Raw genomic sequence first — 19259 nt, forward strand, 5'->3', positions numbered from 1 at the left:
TTGTGGGACGGGGGTTTTTTTGGTGTTTGGGCCGTTTGTTTTTAATAATAAATTCCGCATCAGCGGATAAACCGTAATGGAGAGAAGAGCATGTCATTGATCCGCAAAATGACTTTGTTCGTTGCATCATTCTCAGCCTTATTGTTGAGTGGTTGTGGTGACGATATAAAGTACAACATGCGTGAGGGTGTGACCGAAATTAGTAGAGAAGTCTACGAATTGCATATGATTGCTATCTGGGTCTGTGTGGTTATCGGTATTATCACGTTCGGCGTAATGTTCTATTCGATGTTCGCGCATCGTAAAAGTAAAAATCCAAACCCTGCTAAGTTTTCTCACAGCACCGCTGTTGAGATTGTCTGGACTGCTATCCCTTTTATCATCCTTATTGCACTAGCCGTTCCTGCGGTTGGCTTATTAATCAAAATGGAAGATGCGAGCGACTCGGACCTTACCATTATGGTTAAGGGCTATCAGTGGAAGTGGGAGTATAAGTATATTGATGGCGACGACAATTTAGCGAATGACGTAAGATTCTTTTCTAACCTAGACCAAGCTTCACGCGATATGTCTAGAAATGCCGGTTCAGGATTCTCTGGTGTTAAAATTGAAGACGATAACTACTTACTAGAAGTCGACAACCCATTGGTTATCCCTGTTGATAAAAAAGTTAGATTCTTGGTGACCTCAGATGATGTGATTCACTCTTTCTGGGTCCCTGACTTTTCAGTGAAAAAAGACGCAATTCCAGGTTTCATTAATGAAGTTTGGACCAAAGTTGATGAGCCAGGCACCTATCGCGGTGTATGTGCTGAGCTTTGTGGTCAAGACCATGGCTTTATGCCGATTGTGGTTAAAGTGTTACCACAAAACGAATACGATGCTTGGTATGCTGGAAAAGTTGCCGAAGCTGAGGCTGGTCCTGATTTGAATGAACGTACTATGAGTCAGTTAATGGCTGAAGGTGAAGCTGCGTATAACAAGTACTGTTCTTCATGTCATATGCCAAATGGTGAGGGTAACGGTCCTTTCCCATCGTTGGTTGGTACTGAAATGATTACTGGTGAAGGTAGCTTAACCAAGCATATCGACACGGTAATAAACGGTGTTCCAGGAACGGCCATGCAAGCGTTTGGAAGCCAGTTAACTGAAGCCGAAATTGCTGCAATTATCACTTACGAGCGTAATGCTTGGGGGAACGACACCGGTGATAAAGTACAGCCACAAGAAATTCACGATATTAAAAATGGTGGAGGGGAGTAATTATGGCTGACCATAAACCAAAAGGCATTTCTCGCTGGTTGTTTACGACCAACCACAAAGACATCGGTACTATGTACCTGGTGTTCTCATTCATCATGTTCTTAGTTGGCGGCGCTATGGCAATGGTTATCCGTGCCGAGCTATTCCAACCTGGATTACAGTTTGTTGAGCCTGAGTTCTTCAACCAAATGACAACGCTACATGGTCTTGTCATGGTATTCGGGGCTGTAATGCCGGCTACTGTTGGTTTGGCTAACTGGCTGATTCCGATGATGATTGGTGCGCCTGATATGGCGTTACCGCGTATGAACAACTGGAGCTTCTGGATCTTACCTGCAGCTTTCGGTTTGTTATTATCAACGTTATTTATGGATGGCGGTGCGCCTAACTTCGGTTGGACGTTCTATGCTCCACTATCTACAACCTATGGTCCTCCGTCGACGGACTTCTTTATCTTTGGTGTGCACCTGATGGGGATTTCATCCATCATGGGAGCCATTAACGTCATCGTGACCGTGTTTAACATGCGCGCGCCAGGCATGACCTTGATGAAGATGCCGCTATTCGTATGGACTTGGTTGATTACAGCCTTCTTGCTAGTGATGGTAATGCCAGTACTGGCCGGCGCTGTGACTATGATGTTAACCGATCGTCACTTTGGCACTTCGTTCTTCGATGCCGCAGGTGGTGGTGATCCCGTTTTATTCCAGCACGTGTTCTGGTTCTTCGGTCACCCTGAAGTTTACATCATGATTTTACCAGCGTTCGGTATTGCTTCTGCAATTATCCCAACCTTCTCGCGTAAGAAGCTGTTTGGCTATTCTTCGATGGTTTACGCCACAGCATCGATCGCATTCTTATCGTTCATCGTTTGGGCGCACCACATGTTTACCGTGGGTATGCCGGTAAAAGGTGAGCTCTTCTTTATGATTGCAACGATGCTGATTGCGGTCCCGACAGGGGTCAAAGTATTCAACTGGATCGCTACCATGTGGAGAGGCTCAATCACCTATGAAACTCCGATGCTTTACGCTCTGGCGTTCGTGATTCTGTTTACTATCGGTGGCTTCTCTGGGGTGATGCTAGCTTTAACCCCCGTTGATTGGCAGTATCACGATACCTATTTCGTGGTAGCGCATTTCCACTATGTATTGTTCCCAGGTGCGATTTTCGGAACCATGGCGGCAGTGTATTACTGGCTACCTAAGTGGACCGGCCGTATGTACGATGAGAAGTTGGCGAAGTGGCACTTCTGGTTATCGATTGTATTCGTTAACTTGACCTTCTTCCCAATGCATTTCTCGGGTCTTGCGGGAATGCAGCGTCGTGTTCCAGACTATGCAATCATGTTCTCAGACTTCAATATGATGTCGAGTATTGGTGCATTCGGACTCGGCTTAATGCAGTTACTTTTCGCTTGGATCCTAATCAAAGTATGCATTCTTGAGAAAGGTGAGAAAGCGACTGATCGAGTTTGGGAAGATGCTGAAGGACTTGAGTTTACTCACCTGCCTTCGCCAGCGCCGTATCACACCTTTGATACGCCACCGAAAATCGATTAGTTAAAACTGTTTAACTAGATTAACAATGGTTGATAAGACGAAACCGAGGTTAAAGCAATGAGCCAAGAGCAAGTCCAGAATGATAATAAAGTAATGACAAAGAAGTTATTTGTCGTTGTTATCATCATGGTGGCTTTTGGCTTTGCGATGGTGCCTTTATACGATGTCTTTTGCCAGATTACAGGCCTTAACGGAAAGGTAAACGGTTTAGCCGTTTACGAAGAGCAGGAGCCGGATACCAGTCGTGAAATCAAGATTCAATTCATGACCATTAACAAAGGCAATATGCCTTGGGATTTCCGTCCAGTTCAAACTGAAATTAAGGTCCATCCTGGTAAAGAGTATGAAGTGCTATTTGCAGTAAAAAATCGCACTGGTAAAAAAATGATAGGGCAGGCAATACCGAGTTTTTCGCCAAATTTAACGGCTCAGTATTTCAATAAAACGGAATGCTTCTGCTTTAATCAGCAGATATTGGCAGCCGGCGAAAGTGAGGAAATGCCGATGCGCTTTTTTGTCGATAAAGACATCCCAGAGCGCTACGACACTATCACTTTGGCTTATACGCTTCATAACGTAACGCCAGACGACGAACAAGTAGCTGCAAAATAATAGTAACCGCAAGTGGTACGTCTTAAACGGAGACAGAAACATGAGTGAACAACAAAATACGGAATACGAAAAGTATTATGTACCAGCGCAGAGCAAGTTGCCGTTTATAGGCTCAATAGGCTTATTGTTTACGGCTTACGGTGCTGGACACATGGTGCAGGGGAATTATCCCGAAGGTTACATACTATATTTGGGCTTAGCGGTATTAATTTATATGCTATCCACATGGTGGAGCAGCACTATCCGAGAATCTCGAGATGGGTTGTATAGCGCGCAAATGAGCCGCTCTTTCCGCCAAGGAATGATTTGGTTTATTACATCGGAAGTGATGTTCTTTGCGGCATTCTTCGGTGCTTTGTTCTACGGGCGAGTGCTGGTCATGGAGTGGCTTGGAGGGAGTAGTAACAACGCTGCGACCCATGAGTTCTTATACCCTGAGTGGGTGCCAAACTGGCCAATGACAGCGACACCTGGTGAGCTTAACAATGGTGCCCCAACAACTTGGGAAGCAATGGGTGCGTGGGGATTGCCAGCAATTAACACGGCAATTCTATTATTCTCATCCTTTACTTTAACCATTGCGCATCATGCTTTACTTGAGAAGAATCGCCAAACGCTAATTCTATTCACGGCTATTACAGCAGCTTTGGGCGTAATCTTTCTAGGTTTGCAGGTGTGGGAATACATGCATGCTTACCAAGAAATGGGCTTAACCCTAGGTAGTGGTTTCTATGGTTCGACATTCTTTATGTTGACCGGTTTCCACGGCTTACACGTAACGGTGGGCACGATCTTCTTGATTGTGATGACCTTGCGATGTGCGAAGGGTCACTTCTCACCAAAAGATCACTTCGCTTATGAAGCTGGGGCATGGTACTGGCACTTCGTAGATGTAGTGTGGGTAGTGTTATTTATCTTTGTTTACGTCCTGTAAAGCAATAAGTGTTATACAGAAAAGCCGCCTTCGGGCGGCTTTTTTATGAAATGCTAAAAGGCTCGAACGTTGAGTATGGTGAAAAGTTAATCAACCCACTCGCGAAGAAGGTTGTTGTAACTTTTACTGAGTCTGTCGTACTGAGGCGTTTTACCACGCTGTTCAAATTCTTCTTGCATCGAACATTTCAAATCAAATAATAACTCGCGCTGATGTGGCAGTCTAATATGACTTTGGATCCAGCCAATCATGGCTAAACGCTGGCCATTCCGAATGGCGTTTACACGGTGAAGATAATGGCTTGGGTAAAGTAATAGGTCGCCTGCTCCTAGTTTCCAGCTACGTTCCCCAGTAGTATCTTCTATGACCAGTTCACCGCCTTCAAAAGTATTGATGTCGCTCAAGCCCAGGGTAAAAGAGATATCAGTACGAACTTGGCCCATGAGCGCATCATCTATATGCAGACCATATTCTTGCTGAACTTGATACTGATTGACCATAACATTAGTAAATTGCTTGGCAAATGTTGCGCTCTTAAACAAGCTATTTTTTTTCAAGTGGTTAAGTAACATAAAAAGTGCCGCAGGCTTTTCGCCGCGTAGCCGTAATTGACGGTTGTTTTTAACCAGTTTAGCGGCGCGACCTGCAGTCTCATGACCCTCCACAAACGGCTCTTTAAGCAGGGCTTCGGTTATTGCCACTAGCGTTGCAGACTCCACTGAATTCTGGATATGTAAAATCATACTGCACCAACTTTAGGTTAATTTGTTATTGAGAATTATTCGCATCTATGAAATTATGCTCAGTATATCAATATCGAGTATTAAAGGGTAATTCTATGTCGAACTATAGTTTTGAGAAGCGCAAGATCTGGTTGAGTGTTGGTACAGCGCTGATAGCGACGAGCATGACAGCAACAAGTGCCGACGGGTTAGGGGCTTTTGAGTCGGTATCCGCGCCTGCAACAATGATAAGTGTATCCACTGCGACTCTAAATGAAGGCGAAGGCGGTGAAGGTGAGGGAGGCGAGGGCGAAGGTTTAGCCCAAACCGACTTGAGTTCGGATAACGCTGCCTACTTAGCTCGCTTAGGACTGATACGAGGTCATCTATGGGTAGGTATTAAGTTGTATCAGGAAGGCCATATAGCGATGGCCAAAACACATATGAAACATCCAAAAGATGAGCTATACGCAGGCTTGGAGCCAGTTTTTGAGGCGCGTGGTGTTGAGGGTTTTGCAAAACAATTAGCAGCGTTAGCAGCTGCGGTCAACCAAGAGCAAGGCGATGAAGCGGTGGATAACGCCTACTCAGAGTTGCTTGATGCCATTGATAGTAGTGCAAGAGTAGAAACTATGAGTGCGAAAGAAGCGTTAATCAGTATTAGCCAAATGATCCGCACCGCAGCGGATGAGTATGCGATTGGCGTGAAGAAAGGCAGTATTGTTAATGTACACGAGTATCAAGACGCTTACGGTTTTACTGAAATTGCGATTGAACGCTTAGAGCGCTTAACAACTGAGCAAAAAGAAGGAGCCGCGGAAGATATCGAACGAACGAAACAGTTGCTACTTGAATTGCGAGCCTTGTGGCCTAAAGTAAATCCTGACGGATATGTGGATGGTGATGCGGCTAGTTTGTATGGGGCTGCTGCGCGAATCGAGCTTATGGCATTGAACTAAAAATGAGTAACGATAAAAAAGCCGCCTTTGGGCGGTTTTTTTATGTAGATTAAATTTTAGTAGATGATTGTTAATCAGGTAATGATGGCTATAATAAGTTTTGATTGAATATGATTAATTTATCGACAAATCAAACACTTTTGTCGAATTTTTGGTACTAATATGAACAATAAAAATATTGCGTGGTTGATAACCTTTTTTGTTATAACTAGTTTATTTCTTACCTCTGGGGCAAAAGCTGCCATGTGTGCGGTTCCTGCGAGCGATGGCGATCAGTCTATTTCTGGGGTAGTCAATACTTATTACGAGGGAGCCAGCAGTGCCTCAGCTGGTTCTACAACTTTCACTGTAGGTGCATCGAGCGGTGCCAATGAGTCATTAGCAACGGGTGATTTGGTAATCATCATGCAAATGCAGGATGCCCAGTTTAATACTGCTAATTCAAGCGCCTACGGTAGTGGCGGCACTTCGGGGCGTGGCTACACTGCTCTTAATCAAACCGGTAGGTATGAATTTGCGAGGGTCGAATCAGTAATAGGCCCAAGCGTAAACTTAAGCGAAGGGCTGACTTACAGTTACACAAACGCTGATACTACTTTGACTCGAGGGCAACATCGCTTTCAAGTTATTAAAGTCCCACAATACAATAATGCAACCATCAGTGGCACCGTGACTGCTGCGCCGTGGGACGGACGAAAAGGTGGCGTCGTGGCTATTGATGTGGCTAATACCTTAAATGGTGCTGGCGGTACGATCGATGTCAGTGGTCTTGGTTTTAGAGGTGGAGCACACCGCCGCACAGGTTTTGCGGCTGATGCCACTAGCCGTTTTTTTTACGTAGATACAGAAGCTAACAATAATAGTGGCACTAACTTGCGCCACTCTAGTAAAGGCGAAGGAATCGCGGGCACACCACAGTATGTATTCGATGGAACGCAGGTAATCGATACAAATGGAGTTGCAATTAGCGACGGTTATCCTGGTGGGGATTATGGGCGTGGTGCGCCAGGTAATGCAGGTGGTGGCGGCAACGAATGGAGTAACGCGGGCAACGACTCTGGCGGTGGTGGTGGCGGAAACGTTAGCAATGGAGGTAACGGTGGTGTTGGCTGGGACTTAAACCCAGCAACTGAGAATGTCGGTGGTATCGGCGGCGCAAGCTTCCCATCATCACTCAATCGAATTGTCATGGGTGGCGGTGGTGGTGCTGGCTTGGCGAATAATACAGGTCAGCCGCACGGTGGTGCCGGTGGCGGTATTATTATCGTTCGAGCTAACATAGTAGTTGGCAGTCTTACGCTGAATGCTTCTGGTGCTGATGGCGTACAATCGCCACAAAACGATGGTGGCGGCGGTGCTGGTGCCGGCGGTAGTGTAGCCTTGACGGCTACATCGGGCTTAGGCGGTGTTACGGTGGATATTAGCGGTGGTCAGGGCGGTGATGCTGATCCTGCAAACACAGGAGCAAACTCAATGCATGGCCCTGGTGGCGGTGGTAGTGGCGGGTACTTGATATTTTCACCAGGGGCTGGTGCTCCTAGCGTCAACTTAAGTGGAGGGGCAAATGGTACTACTACGACTCGCAACGAAGCTCACGGCGCAGTGAGTGGAGGGGCTGGCTCTCGCTCTTCGGGTGCGGGCCGTTATCCTTGCACTGCAGATATAAGAGTGACTAAAAGTGATACTCTTGGGGATTATCAACCTGGAGCCACACGCACTTACAGTATTGCTGTGAGCAATGACGGCCCGGGGGATGTTAGCGGTGCGTTAGTATCAGATACAGTTCCTGCAGGATTGAATATTGATTCGGTAAGCTGTTCTCCGGCGGCCAACTGTTCCAGCCTAACTACCACAGGGCAAAATATACAAGCTACTGTAAATTTAATGCTAGGGGATACAGTGACCATCACGGTTGAGGTTACTTATTCGGCGGCCCCTGAGGATTATTAGTATCTAATTAGATTAATCAGCAGGCGAGAGCTCTTTCAATAGAGCTTTCGCTTCTTGACCAATGAAATCATCCATCCAACTCTCTAAGCGACGATTCTTAACGTATCCACAATGACCGCCATGACGAGTGACATACTTGTGAATGAAGGGACTGTCAGGCAAGGTATAAATACCACGATAATCAATAATAGGATCATCCTGGCTCATGATAATAGTAGTTTTAGTATCAATGTTATTGAGTCGCTGATGACAAATATTATAGCCATCGAAATAATCATTAATGGAGTCATACTCACCATAAAACTTAACCAGCTTTTCAGTCAATTCGCGCATTGAATCTGTTTGTAAGTCCTCTTCGAGATCGTATAAATCAGGGAAAATACTTTGTTTTTTACGGATCGAACGTTTCCATTTAAGCATGAAGTACTTGATATACAATGACCAACTTGTCTCTAGTTTTATCAATACATCAGCAGGGTCTAAAGCAGGGCAAAAAGCGATGGTATGATCAAGGCTAATATTATGCGTAGTCGCTTTGTTAGTGACTCGTAGCGCAAAGTTTCCACCCAATGAAAAGCCACAAAGTAGTGTTTTACTGGGTTGGTATTTCGATTGAATAGTTTGTACCGCCTGAACTACTTCATCTAACCGGTTGGAGTGGAATAAGTCAGCGTTTAAATGATGACTGCTACCATGATCACGCAAATTAAGTCGAACAACTGAATACCCTAAGTTGTAAAGTGTGTTGGCTGCTGATAATAAATACAGGGACTGGTGACTACCTTCCCAGCCGTGAATTAATATAGCTAGTGGTTGTGCATCACCATTTAAGCTTTTGCATGGTGTGTAGAAACTTTGCAAACGCACGCCGTCTTGACATTGAATAATATGTTCTTGGCTGTTATTAATCAGGTCCTTTGCTTTTCTCTTTAAACTAGAACGTCGGAGTTTAAAACTGGCCAGTAGCGACTGAAAATGTTGATTTTGACACCAGAAGGGCGGTTTGTAATCAAGGTATGGTACAGAGTTCTTTGGCATAAACTGTGAAAACAAGATTCGGTAGTAATACTCTAGAGCAATCGGGAGACGAGTACAAACCGGAATTAAAGCATTAGACCACTCTTATTTGAAGTAAAGTGTAATACTCAGTGGTGAGAATAACCTAGAAGGTCATGCCGCCCCTTTTATTATCGCTTCTAAATCAAAGTCGACCTCGTTATCCGCCAAGGTATGTAGGATCTTTAAAGGCTGTCCGTTCTCATCTTTTGGCTGCTTGGTTAAGTCTATGGAGATTGGTTTTATCAAATTTCGTTCAGCGTCCGTAACCAACTCGACAACGGGTTCAAGCTTACTGTTTTCATTAACGGTTAGAACGACGCCTACTTGGCCATTATTCATTTCAATTAAACTACCGACAGGGTATACACCAACCATCTGTATGAATTGTTTCACAAGTTCAACATCGTATAGCTCACCTCGACCTTTATAGAGCTGGTTTAAGGCTCTTGAAGGGGGCATCCCTTTACGGTAACAACGGTCACTAATCATGGCATCGTAGCTGTCAATTATCGCAATAATGCGGTCATACAGTGACAATACTTCCTCATTTGCTTTACGAGGGTAACCTTTACCATTGAGGCGTTCGTGATGATTATAGGCTGTGGTACATACTTGCTCATCAATGCCACCATGGTTACGCAAGAAAACGTAACCTAAAACAGTGTGCTCTTTAATGATTTTAAACTCGTCAGGTGTTAACGGACCTTCTTTGTTTAAAATATGTTGTGGAACCTTCATTTTGCCAACATCGTGAAGAATCCCACACAGCCCCAGCATTTCTAGCTGTTCCCGTGGAAGTTGCAAGTATTTGCCGAATGCTATGGCTAATATGCCTACGCGAACACAATGCTCTGAGGTATATTCGTCTTTGTTTTTAATTTTAGACAGCCAAAATAAAGCTGTCTCATCACTCAAAATACTATCAACACAGCTAGATACAAGTTCTTTAGAACCCTCAATATCAATTTTGCTGTCACGCTGAACATCTGCCATCAACTCCAGAATATGCTTTCGCGATTTATCAAAGGCTTTCGTAGCTCGTGGCATTTCCTCTCGAAGTTTAGCGCTCGCTTCTTGAGGTGTTAGGTTTGGTTTCTTGTAAATGGAAGTGCGCTTTCGATCGCGAAGTTGCTCTGCATAAATGGTGTTGTAAGAGTGGTAATCAATATAAACGTGTTGACAGTATTTCTGTAGAAGGGCAATTTCTTTGTCAGACTCAATGGTGATCTCTTGAAAAAGGACCGGTATTTCAGTCCAAGGACGGTCTAACTCTACTACTGTCATTCCTTTAGCAAGCTTTTGAACGGAGATTTTCTTCTTTTCTACTTTGTGAGTAGTGGTTGCTTTTGGTCGGCTATCTAAGACAACCTCTGCTTTAGGCTTAATCCCTAATAAATGTAGAAATGAGTCAAACATATCCAATTCCTCCCTTCCCCGAATACCCATCATAAAACAATGAGTCATATTTGCAATAAAAAGTGACTTATTTCACAAAAGGTAAAACCTATAAGTGACAAGGTTTAGGTTGAAACTGAATAAACTTTGGCGTCACTTTCAATTTATTGTTGACGATCATTCTTAGCGTATAATCATCACTAGCCAAAGTTAAAATCTACTGGTAAGGTATTCGATAAGAATGCCTAAATATTATTGATTTATAACAAGTTAGAGTTAATTCCACAGGCAAAATAATAGACCTATGATAGAGCAATACGCACCAATTCTTGTCTTCATCCTGATAGGCTTACTGTTTGGGGTAGGCTTACTATTGGTGGGCTATTTTGCCAGCCCTACCGAGCCGAATGAGGCTAAAAATAAACCGTTTGAGTGTGGCTTCGATGCTTTTGAAGACTCTCGAATGAAGTTTGATGTGCGTTTTTATCTGGTAGCTATTCTCTTTATTATATTTGATCTCGAAATCGCTTTTTTGTTTCCATGGGCCATTGTGCTAGATGAGATAGGGTGGTTTGGCTTTACAACAATGGGTGTTTTTTTATTGTTGTTATTGATCGGCTTTGCCTATGAATGGAAAAAAGGCGCATTAGAGTGGGAGTAAGGCATGGGTTTAGAGGATAAATTAAATAGCGACGGATTTGTAACCACCAGTATTCAGGATTTACTGGACTGGGCGCGCACCGGTTCAATGTGGCCCGTGACTTTTGGTCTTGCGTGTTGTGCTGTTGAAATGATGCACGCTGGCGCAGCTCGATACGATATGGACCGGTTCGGTGTTATATTCAGACCGAGCCCACGCCAGTCTGATGTAATGATTGTGGCAGGAACTCTTACCAATAAAATGGCGCCAGCATTGCGCCGTGTTTATGATCAGATGCCTGAACCTAAGTGGGTCATCTCGATGGGGTCGTGCGCTAATGGTGGCGGCTATTATCATTATTCATACTCCGTAGTTCGCGGTTGTGATCGTATTATACCTGTTGATATTTATGTCCCTGGCTGTCCGCCAACGGCAGAGGCCTTACTTTACGGAATTATCCAACTACAAAATAAAATTAAGCGCCAGACTGTGATTGCCAGAAATGCCCGCCATAATCGTAATTCTCAAGCAGATAGATTAAAAAATGCAGACTCTAGGGATAACTCTGAAAGCGAGGTGACCAGTGCCTAAAGCTTTGAAACAGCAACTTAATGACGTGTTTGCAGATTCATTGATTGCTAATGAAGAAGCTCTAGGCGAAGTAACGATTGAGGTCAGCAAAGAAAACTTGTTGGATGTGTGTCGCCAGCTTCGAGATCGCGATGAGTTAGCGTTTGAGCAGCTAATAGATTTAACGGTAGTTGACTACATGACTTATGGTCAAGATGAATGGGCAACGACAGAAGCCAGTGGAGTTGGTTTTAGCCGTGGCAGAGAAGAGTCGCAAGCTGTGAATCAGCCATGGCAAGGTGAACGATTTGCGGTGGTTTATCACTTGCTTTCTATTAGTCTTAACCAGCGTCTTCGAGTTAAATGTTTTGTCCAAGAAAACCGTCCCACAATCGCTTCCGTTATCGACATCTGGGCTAGCGCTAATTGGTATGAGCGTGAGGCTTTCGACCTCTTCGGTATACTATTTACGGGGCATCCTGATCTACGCCGCATATTAACTGACTATGGCTTTGTTGGTCATCCGTTCCGAAAAGACTTCCCGTTAATAGGGAATGTTGAGTTACGCTTTGATGCCAAACAAAACCGCTGTGTTTATGAACCTGTGTCGATTGAGCCACGAGTATTAGTGCCCCGAGTGATCCGCAAAAATAAAGAGCAGACAGTGTATGTTGCCGCTCCTGAACAAGGAGGAAGTGATGCCTGAGATTCGTAATTACACGATTAACTTTGGTCCACAGCATCCAGCGGCCCATGGTGTATTAAGATTAATTTTAGAGATGGATGGCGAGACAGTGGTTCGCGCCGATCCACACGTTGGCCTATTGCATCGCGCTACCGAAAAACTCGCCGAAAGTAAGCCCTATAACCAAAGCATTGGCTACATGGACCGATTGGATTATGTATCAATGATGTCGAATGAACATGCTTATGTCATGGCGATTGAGAAGCTGATGGGTATCACGCCTCCAAAGCGTGCACAATACATTCGCGTGATGTTTGCTGAGATTACCAGAATCTTAAACCACTTGATGTGGCTAGGCGCTCACGGCTTGGATATAGGCGCTATGACGGTGTTTCTTTATACTTTCCGCGAGCGCGAAGCTTTGATGGATGCTTATGAAGCAGTCAGTGGCGCTCGTATGCATGCGACCTATTTCCGTCCTGGGGGGGTCTATCGCGATCTGCCCGATAGCATGCCGCAATACAAAGAATCGCCATTTACCGATAAGAAAAAAGCGGAAGAGTTAAATGCTGATCGCCAAGGCTCCTTGTTGGATTACTTGTGGGATTTTACTGAACGCTTCCCGGGCTGTATCGATGATTATGAAAGTTTGCTGACGGAAAATCGTATTTGGAAGCAACGAACCGTCGGTGTGGCCGTAGTACCTGCAGAACGAGCGTTACAACTCGGATTCTCAGGACCAATGTTGCGTGGCTCAGGGGTTGCTTGGGATTTACGAAAAAAACAACCCTACGAAGTGTATGACGAGTTAGAGTTTGATATTCCTTTAGGTAAAACGGGCGACTGCTATGATAGGTATTTGGTTCGTGTCGAAGAGATGCGCCAGTCTAACCACATTATCCGTCAGTGCATCGAGTGGCTCCGAAAAAATCCAGGACCTGTGATGCTAGATAATCACAAGGTAACGCCGCCTGATAGAGAAACCATGAAACATGACATGGAAGCTCTTATTCACCATTTTAAATTATTCACTGAAGGTTACTGTGTACCAGAGGGCGAGGCTTATTCAGCGGTTGAGCACCCTAAGGGTGAGTTCGGAATCTATTTAGTATCCGATGGCGCCAATAAACCCTACCGAGTAAAGATTCGCGCTGCGGGTTTTGCGCACCTAGCGGCAATGAATGAAATGGTCAAAGGTCACATGTTAGCTGACGTGGTGGCAGTGATTGGCACACAAGATATCGTTTTCGGTGAAATTGATCGTTAGCGATGAGTTGAATGATAACTATGGCAAATTCAGAAACGAAAACATTGCAGGAACTGCTCAGTACAGAAGGACTGGAGCAAGCCGCCAACTGGGTAAGTAAATATCCAGAGGAGCGAAAGCGCGCAGCGATTATTCCGATCCTGATGATTGCTCAGGAAGAGCACGGTTACCTAACCCAAGAGTTAATGGATGCAGTTGCCGAATACCTGAGTTGTCCGAAAATTGCCGCTTATGAAGTCGCGACATTTTATTCTATGTTCCGCTTAAAAGAAGCGGGCAAATATGTGGTTTCTTTGTGTACCAATGTGTCATGTATGCTGGCTGGAAGCGAAGATATAAAAAGGTGGTTCAAAGAGGAACTTGGGGTTGAGCCCGGAGAAACAACCCAAGATGGTACTTTTACACTAAAAGAAGTGGAGTGTATGGCTGCCTGTGGTGGAGCACCCATGCTCGAAGTGAATAAGCAGTTCCATGAAAATTTAACCGTGGATAAGGTGGCAAGCCTTATTCGCGAACTGAAATAAGTTCGGGATTAGCACTGATTATGGCGAATGAAGTTTGCTTTAGGACATTACAGCTCGACCAGCCGTGGACGCTGAAGACCTATGAGTCAGCTGGCGGCTACGCTATGTGGCGCAAAATTCTTGCCGAGCAAACGCCTGCCGAAGAGATTATTGAAGAATTAAAGCTGTCAGCACTGCGTGGCCGTGGTGGTGCCGGCTTCCCGACGGGCTTGAAGTGGAGCTTTATGCCAAAGTACGCCCCTGGGCAAAAATATGTGGTGTGTAACTCGGATGAAGGCGAGCCGGGCACTTTTAAAGATCGCGATATTTTACGATTTAACCCACACCAGCTGATCGAAGGCATGGCGATTGGTGGTTATGTTATGGGTGCAACGGTTGGTTATAACTATATGCGCGGTGAGTTTTATGAGCCCATCGAACGTTTTGAGCAGGCGCTGAAAGAAGCTTATGAGGCTGGGCTGTTAGGAAAGAATATTCTAGAGTCGGGCGTGGACTTTGATTTGCACAGTCATATTGGTGCTGGCGCTTATATTTGTGGTGAAGAAACCGCGCTTTTAGAATCGCTAGAAGGCAAAAAAGGTCAGCCACGATTTAAACCGCCATTTCCAGCAAACTATGGGCTATTCGGACGACCAACCAACGTAAACAATACGGAGAGCTTTGCTTCAGTCCCGGTAATATTAGAGAAGGGTGGGCAGTGGTTCTTAGAGCTTGGCAAAGAGAATAATGGTGGCACGAAAATCTTTTCAGTGTCAGGTCATGTCAACAAGCCTGGAAACTATGAAATAGGCTTAGGTACGCCGTTTAAAGATTTACTGGAAATGGCGGGAGGCATGAAAGATGGTAAAAAGCTTAAAGCCGTCATCCCTGGGGGCTCCAGTGCACCAGTGTTAACGGCTAAAACCATGATGAATTTGACCATGGATTATGACGCATTAAGTAAGGCCGGCTCTATGCTTGGCTCAGGCGCGGTTATTATTATGGATGAAGACACTGATATGGTGGAAGTGTTGGCACGTATTGCGCATTTTTACTATGAAGAATCTTGTGGCCAGTGCACTCCATGCCGTGAAGGTACAGGCTGGATGTCACGCATGATCATGCGCATTAATCGTGGCGAGGGTAAGCTTGAGGATTTGGATAAACTAGACGAAATTGCTGGTAACATTATGGGGCGGACCATTTGCGCGCTTGGAGATGCCGCTGCCATGCCGGTTCAGAGTTTTATTAAACATTTTAGAGATGAGTTTGTGGCAAAAATTAAACAGCCACAAACCAGCTCGAAGGCACGCAAAGTCAGTTAGACACGAGTTAATTAACGAGGAAGAGTTTAACCAATGGTTTCAATCGAAATTGATGGTAAAAAAATAGAAGCCGAGCAAGGCTCTATGATTATTGAAGTGGCGGATGCTCATGGCATTACCATTCCTCGTTTTTGTTATCACAAAAAACTCTCAATAGCGGCAAACTGTCGCATGTGCTTAGTCGAAGTAGATGGCGGTAGAAAACCGCTACCTGCCTGCGCCACACCGATATCCGATGGTATGGTGATTAATACACAGTCTGATTTCGCACAAGACTCTCAAAAGTCCGTCATGGAGTTTTTATTGATCAACCATCCTCTTGATTGTCCGATTTGCGATCAGGGTGGTGAGTGTGAATTGCAGGACGTGGCTTTAGAATATGGTAACGATGTGTCGCGCTTTAGCGAGAAGAAGCGAGCCGTGGTGGACGAAGATCTTGGCCCTTTGATCGAAACAGAAATGACGCGTTGCATCCACTGTACGCGCTGTGTGCGTTTTGGTCGCGAGATTGCGGGGATCCGTGAGCTCGGTGCGGTTGGACGCGGTGAGCATATGGAAATCAGCACTTTTATCGAGCAATCAGTGGACTCGGAAGTGTCTGGCAATATTATTGATTTGTGCCCTGTCGGTGCCTTAACGGCTAAGCCCTCGCGCTATCAGGCGCGCGCCTGGGAAATGACTCAGCGTGATTCTGTATCGCCACATGACTGTATTGGCGCTAATATTCACGTGCACACCTTGCGCGACAAAGTTATCCGTGTCGTACCGAAAGATAATGAAGCGGTGAATGAAGTGTGGCTGGCGGATCGCGATCGCTATTCTTATGAAGCTATTGATAAGAGTGAGCGATTACTAAAGCCTATGATAAAGCTCAACGGTGAGTGGAAAGAATCTGACTGGGAAAGTGCATTAGAGCGAACCGCGAGCAAGCTGAACATGATGGTGCAAACCGATGGCGCCAATCAAATCGCGGCGATAGCACATCCAAGCTCGACCACCGAAGAAATGTATTTATTACAAAAAGTCATGCGTGGTTTAGGCTCGAACAATATCGATCATCGTTTGCGAATAACGGATTTTTCTTGTCAGCAGTTTGAGCCTTTACACCCAGAACTAGGAGTTGAGTTATCTGAGCTTGAAAATTTGGATGCCACTTTGCTGATTGGGGCTAATCTAAGAAAAGAGCAACCCTTAGCTTCACTGAGGCTGCGCAAAGCGACTCGATTTGGACGCGTTGCCTCAGTTGGTCTTTACCCTGTTTATCATAACTTTAGTTTAAGTCATGAGATCTTAGCCGATGCTGAAACTTGGTTAGTCCAATTAGCCGGCATCACTAAGTATTTATACCAACATCAACCTGATAAAAACAAAGAGCAATGGGCCGATACAATGGATATCGAAGGCCTAGAAAAATTATTAGCGCCTATCAATATTAGTCAAGAGCATCGCGAAATTGGTGAAATGCTTTTACAGGGCGAACACTCAAGCATTATTCTGGGCGCGACAGCATTAGAATTTAGCCATGCGGGCGAGATCCGCTTGATGGCAAAAGCGATTGCAAACTTGTCAGGTTCCACATATGGCTTCTTACCACACGGAGGTAACAGCGTCGGTGCTTATCTCGCAGGAGCCATTCCGCATCGCGGTCCTGCGGGTGCCGATGTTGAACAAGATGGTCAGCACATCAAAGACATTTTTGAGCAAGGTAAGAAAGGTTTTGTCTTATTAAAAACTGAGCCAGGGAAAGAGTCTGTGATTGGGGAGGTGGCTAAGCAATCTCTTCTTAATGCGGACTTTGTGGTTTCATTAACGTGCCATGCTGACGACGAAGCTTTTGAGTATGCAGACGTCATTTTACCTATCGGAAGCTTTTTAGAATCCTCAGGCTCTTATGTCAATGTTAATGGGTTATGGCAAGATTTTTCAGCTTCGGTAAATGCGCCGGGTGAAGCAAAGCCTGCATGGAAAGTGTTGCGAGTTCTCGGAAATTTACTGAACTTAAAGAATTTTGAGTATGTGTCGGCAGAAGAAGTGCGCAAGGAAGTCAAAGGCCGGTTGAGCGCAGTTGGTGATCGAATTAAACCTAAGTGGCAATGCCCTGAGCGATTAGCTCGCGATGGAGTCTCGCCTCGACCTGTAAACATGTACCAAATCGATGGTTGGCTACGTCGCTCGCCTTCACTACAAGAAACGGTCTTAGCTAAAGGTCAAGAAATCTTAAAGCGACCTAGGTTAAGCCCCTTCCATAACATAGTGGGAGGCGTCTAATGCTCGATATCCTCATCGACTTTTTTATTATCGGCGCGAAAATAGGTTTGATTCTTGGCTCTCTTATTTTAGCTGTGGCCTACACAACTTACGCCGAGCGCAAGATTATTGGCTACATGCAGATGCGCTTGGGGCCAAACCGTGTGGGGCCTAAAGGTTGGCTTCAGCCAATCGCCGATGTAATTAAGTTGTTGATGAAGGAAGTGGTGATACCGACTGGGGCAAATAAAGGTTTGTTCTTACTTGCTCCTGTGTTGTTCATAGCACCATCCTTTGCTGCTTGGGCGGTAATTCCTTTTGATGTCGAACTGGTATTGGCCGATACCGACGTTGGGTTGTTGTATATTTTAGCCATGACCTCTATCGCGGTTTATGGCGTGATCATTGCCGGCTGGGCATCTAATTCGAAATATGCGCTAATTGGTTCACTACGTTCTGCTTCACAAATTATTTCCTACGAGATTGCCATGGGGTTTGCCTTGGTAGGTGTTTTAATGGCATCTGGCACCATGAATCTTGGACAAATTGTGATGGGGCAAGAAGGTGGCTTCTGGCATTGGTACTGGATTCCTCTGTTGCCTTTGTTAGTTATTTACTGGATCTCTGGTGTGGCCGAAACAAACCGAGCCCCGTTTGATTTGCCGGAAGGTGAGTCTGAAATTGTGGCGGGCTTTCATGTTGAATATGCGGGTATTTCATTCGCGCTATTTTTCTTGGCGGAATACGCCAATATGATTTTGATTTCAGTGCTGACAGCGCTGTTCTTCTTCGGCGGATGGCTCAATCCATTTCAAGGAATTCCTTATGTGGAAGGGGTAACGAATTGGGTTCCGGGAATTGCTTGGTTGTTGCTAAAAGCGGGCTTTTTCTTATTCCTAATGATTTGGCTTAGAGCAACGTTCCCTCGCTATCGATATGACCAAATTATGCGTCTAGGCTGGAAAGTATTTATCCCCGTGACGGTGGTGTGGCTGATGGTGCTGGCGTTAATGATAAAAGCTGGTGTTGGCCCTTGGTTTGCTGGGCGAGGTGTTTTCTAATGTCTAAATTAAAACACTTATTTACAAGCTTTACGCTCAAAGACTTACTCCATGGTTTGCGAGTGACTGGTAAGCACTTATGGCGACGAAAAGTTACGGTACAGTTTCCGGAAGAGCAAACACCTCAGTCACCACGATTTCGAGGCTTGCATGCACTACGACGCTATCCTAATGGCGAGGAACGCTGTATTGGATGTAAGTTGTGCGAGGCAGTTTGTCCTGCAGCGGCAATTACCATTGATGCAGGGCCAAGACAAAGCGATGGCACGCGGCGCACTACGCGTTATGAAATTGATATGTTTAAGTGTATTTACTGCGGCTTCTGTGAAGAGTCTTGCCCAGTGGATTCAATTGTCGAGACTAGAGTATTTGACTATCACCTTGAAAAACGAGGTGACAATATTTTAACAAAAGCACAGTTATTGGCGATTGGTGATAAATATGAAGAACAGATCGCTGAGGATAGAAAGCAAGATGCAAAATATCGATAAACTGAAAGTTAGAT

General features: G+C 45.0%; 18 protein-coding genes. 15 read left to right on the top strand and 3 right to left on the bottom strand.

Going from position 1 to position 19259, the window contains the following annotated elements:
• Nucleotides 1–90 precede the first annotated feature (90 nt).
• From coxB to ABD128_RS08440, 4 genes are read left to right on the top strand one after another with little or no spacing between them, the layout of a single operon-like run.
• Nucleotides 91–1263, top strand: a complete 1173-nt coding sequence (gene coxB / locus ABD128_RS08425; protein ID WP_343989129.1) for a cytochrome c oxidase subunit II — start codon at nt 91–93, stop codon at nt 1261–1263.
• 2 nt (nt 1264–1265) lie between these two features.
• A complete protein-coding gene (gene ctaD / locus ABD128_RS08430; RefSeq protein ID WP_343989131.1) occupies nt 1266–2825 on the top strand; it encodes a cytochrome c oxidase subunit I in 1560 nt (519 codons plus the stop codon).
• 57 nt (nt 2826–2882) lie between these two features.
• A complete protein-coding gene (locus ABD128_RS08435; protein ID WP_343989133.1) occupies nt 2883–3437 on the top strand; it encodes a cytochrome c oxidase assembly protein in 555 nt (184 codons plus the stop codon).
• A gap of 40 nt (nt 3438–3477) precedes the next feature.
• Nucleotides 3478–4371 (top strand): cytochrome c oxidase subunit 3, encoded by an 894-nt coding sequence (locus ABD128_RS08440; RefSeq protein WP_343989136.1) that lies wholly within the window; start codon nt 3478–3480, stop codon nt 4369–4371.
• 86 nt (nt 4372–4457) lie between these two features.
• Here the strand turns inward: ABD128_RS08440 and ABD128_RS08445 are convergent, their stop codons facing one another.
• On the bottom strand, nt 4458–5114 hold the full coding sequence (locus ABD128_RS08445; protein ID WP_343989137.1) for a Fe2+-dependent dioxygenase: 657 nt from the start codon (nt 5112–5114) through the stop codon (nt 4458–4460).
• Between the two features lie 95 nt (nt 5115–5209).
• Here ABD128_RS08445 and ABD128_RS08450 point away from each other — a divergent pair, with 95 nt between their 5' ends.
• Together ABD128_RS08450 and ABD128_RS08455 are read left to right on the top strand one after the other, a co-directional pair.
• A complete protein-coding gene (locus ABD128_RS08450) occupies nt 5210–6052 on the top strand; it encodes a hypothetical protein (protein WP_343989138.1) in 843 nt (280 codons plus the stop codon).
• A 162-nt stretch (nt 6053–6214) separates the two neighbouring features.
• Nucleotides 6215–8002: a hypothetical protein gene (locus ABD128_RS08455; protein ID WP_343989139.1), complete on the top strand. Its 1788-nt coding sequence runs from the start codon at nt 6215–6217 to the stop codon at nt 8000–8002.
• 12 nt (nt 8003–8014) lie between these two features.
• On the opposite strand, the gene ABD128_RS08460 is transcribed toward ABD128_RS08455, so the two are convergent.
• A complete protein-coding gene (locus ABD128_RS08460; RefSeq protein WP_343989140.1) occupies nt 8015–9040 on the bottom strand; it encodes a YheT family hydrolase in 1026 nt (341 codons plus the stop codon).
• A gap of 132 nt (nt 9041–9172) precedes the next feature.
• Nucleotides 9173–10477 (bottom strand): cyclic di-GMP phosphodiesterase, encoded by a 1305-nt coding sequence (locus tag ABD128_RS08465; RefSeq protein WP_343989141.1) that lies wholly within the window; start codon nt 10475–10477, stop codon nt 9173–9175.
• 283 nt (nt 10478–10760) lie between these two features.
• Between ABD128_RS08465 and ndhC the strand changes: the two genes are divergently transcribed.
• From ndhC to nuoI, 9 genes are read left to right on the top strand one after another with little or no spacing between them, the layout of a single operon-like run.
• Nucleotides 10761–11117 (top strand): NADH-quinone oxidoreductase subunit A, encoded by a 357-nt coding sequence (gene ndhC, locus ABD128_RS08470; protein WP_343989142.1) that lies wholly within the window; start codon nt 10761–10763, stop codon nt 11115–11117.
• 3 nt (nt 11118–11120) lie between these two features.
• The gene (locus tag ABD128_RS08475; RefSeq protein WP_343989144.1) at nt 11121–11687 is read left to right on the top strand and encodes a NuoB/complex I 20 kDa subunit family protein; all 567 of its coding nucleotides are present in this window, start codon (nt 11121–11123) and stop codon (nt 11685–11687) included.
• A gap of 4 nt (nt 11688–11691) precedes the next feature.
• Complete coding sequence (locus tag ABD128_RS08480) at nt 11692–12372, top strand: NADH-quinone oxidoreductase subunit C (RefSeq protein ID WP_343989396.1); 681 nt, start codon at nt 11692–11694, stop codon at nt 12370–12372.
• Nucleotides 12365–13618, top strand: a complete 1254-nt coding sequence (locus ABD128_RS08485; RefSeq protein WP_343989146.1) for an NADH-quinone oxidoreductase subunit D — start codon at nt 12365–12367, stop codon at nt 13616–13618. Before ABD128_RS08480 ends, ABD128_RS08485 begins: the two co-directional genes overlap by 8 nt.
• Before the next feature lie 20 nt (nt 13619–13638).
• A complete protein-coding gene (locus tag ABD128_RS08490) occupies nt 13639–14142 on the top strand; it encodes an NADH-quinone oxidoreductase subunit NuoE family protein (RefSeq protein ID WP_343989148.1) in 504 nt (167 codons plus the stop codon).
• Nucleotides 14143–14156: 14 nt separating this feature from the next.
• Complete coding sequence (nuoF, locus tag ABD128_RS08495; protein ID WP_343989398.1) at nt 14157–15446, top strand: NADH-quinone oxidoreductase subunit NuoF; 1290 nt, start codon at nt 14157–14159, stop codon at nt 15444–15446.
• A gap of 33 nt (nt 15447–15479) precedes the next feature.
• Entirely contained in the window at nt 15480–17714 is a 2235-nt protein-coding gene (gene nuoG, locus ABD128_RS08500) for an NADH-quinone oxidoreductase subunit NuoG (RefSeq protein ID WP_343989150.1), read from the top strand.
• A complete protein-coding gene (gene nuoH / locus ABD128_RS08505) occupies nt 17714–18754 on the top strand; it encodes an NADH-quinone oxidoreductase subunit NuoH (protein WP_343989152.1) in 1041 nt (346 codons plus the stop codon). Before nuoG ends, nuoH begins: the two co-directional genes overlap by 1 nt.
• The gene (nuoI, locus tag ABD128_RS08510) at nt 18754–19245 is read left to right on the top strand and encodes an NADH-quinone oxidoreductase subunit NuoI (RefSeq protein ID WP_343989154.1); all 492 of its coding nucleotides are present in this window, start codon (nt 18754–18756) and stop codon (nt 19243–19245) included. The genes nuoH and nuoI overlap by 1 nt, the downstream gene beginning before the upstream one ends.
• Nucleotides 19246–19259: the final 14 nt, after the last annotated feature.

The organism is Kangiella japonica (genome assembly GCF_039523535.1).
Taxonomy (GTDB): Bacteria; Pseudomonadota; Gammaproteobacteria; order Enterobacterales; family Kangiellaceae; genus Kangiella; species Kangiella japonica.

What these genes read in the sequence shown, in the direction of transcription:
- ABD128_RS08460 (WP_343989140.1), bottom strand. Translation starts at nt 9,040, where the DNA reads ATGCCAAAGAACTCTGTACCATACCTTGATTACAAACCGCCCTTCTGG.
- ABD128_RS08450 (WP_343989138.1), top strand. Translation starts at nt 5,210, where the DNA reads ATGTCGAACTATAGTTTTGAGAAGCGCAAGATCTGGTTGAGTGTTGGT.
- ABD128_RS08475 (WP_343989144.1), top strand. Translation starts at nt 11,121, where the DNA reads ATGGGTTTAGAGGATAAATTAAATAGCGACGGATTTGTAACCACCAGT.
- ABD128_RS08440 (WP_343989136.1), top strand. Translation starts at nt 3,478, where the DNA reads ATGAGTGAACAACAAAATACGGAATACGAAAAGTATTATGTACCAGCG.
- nuoG (WP_343989150.1), top strand. Translation starts at nt 15,480, where the DNA reads ATGGTTTCAATCGAAATTGATGGTAAAAAAATAGAAGCCGAGCAAGGC.
- ndhC (WP_343989142.1), top strand. Translation starts at nt 10,761, where the DNA reads ATGATAGAGCAATACGCACCAATTCTTGTCTTCATCCTGATAGGCTTA.
- ABD128_RS08490 (WP_343989148.1), top strand. Translation starts at nt 13,639, where the DNA reads ATGGCAAATTCAGAAACGAAAACATTGCAGGAACTGCTCAGTACAGAA.
- ABD128_RS08455 (WP_343989139.1), top strand. Translation starts at nt 6,215, where the DNA reads ATGAACAATAAAAATATTGCGTGGTTGATAACCTTTTTTGTTATAACT.
- nuoH (WP_343989152.1), top strand. Translation starts at nt 17,714, where the DNA reads ATGCTCGATATCCTCATCGACTTTTTTATTATCGGCGCGAAAATAGGT.
- ABD128_RS08485 (WP_343989146.1), top strand. Translation starts at nt 12,365, where the DNA reads ATGCCTGAGATTCGTAATTACACGATTAACTTTGGTCCACAGCATCCA.
- ABD128_RS08445 (WP_343989137.1), bottom strand. Translation starts at nt 5,114, where the DNA reads ATGATTTTACATATCCAGAATTCAGTGGAGTCTGCAACGCTAGTGGCA.
- ABD128_RS08465 (WP_343989141.1), bottom strand. Translation starts at nt 10,477, where the DNA reads ATGTTTGACTCATTTCTACATTTATTAGGGATTAAGCCTAAAGCAGAG.
- ABD128_RS08435 (WP_343989133.1), top strand. Translation starts at nt 2,883, where the DNA reads ATGAGCCAAGAGCAAGTCCAGAATGATAATAAAGTAATGACAAAGAAG.
- ctaD (WP_343989131.1), top strand. Translation starts at nt 1,266, where the DNA reads ATGGCTGACCATAAACCAAAAGGCATTTCTCGCTGGTTGTTTACGACC.
- coxB (WP_343989129.1), top strand. Translation starts at nt 91, where the DNA reads ATGTCATTGATCCGCAAAATGACTTTGTTCGTTGCATCATTCTCAGCC.
- nuoI (WP_343989154.1), top strand. Translation starts at nt 18,754, where the DNA reads ATGTCTAAATTAAAACACTTATTTACAAGCTTTACGCTCAAAGACTTA.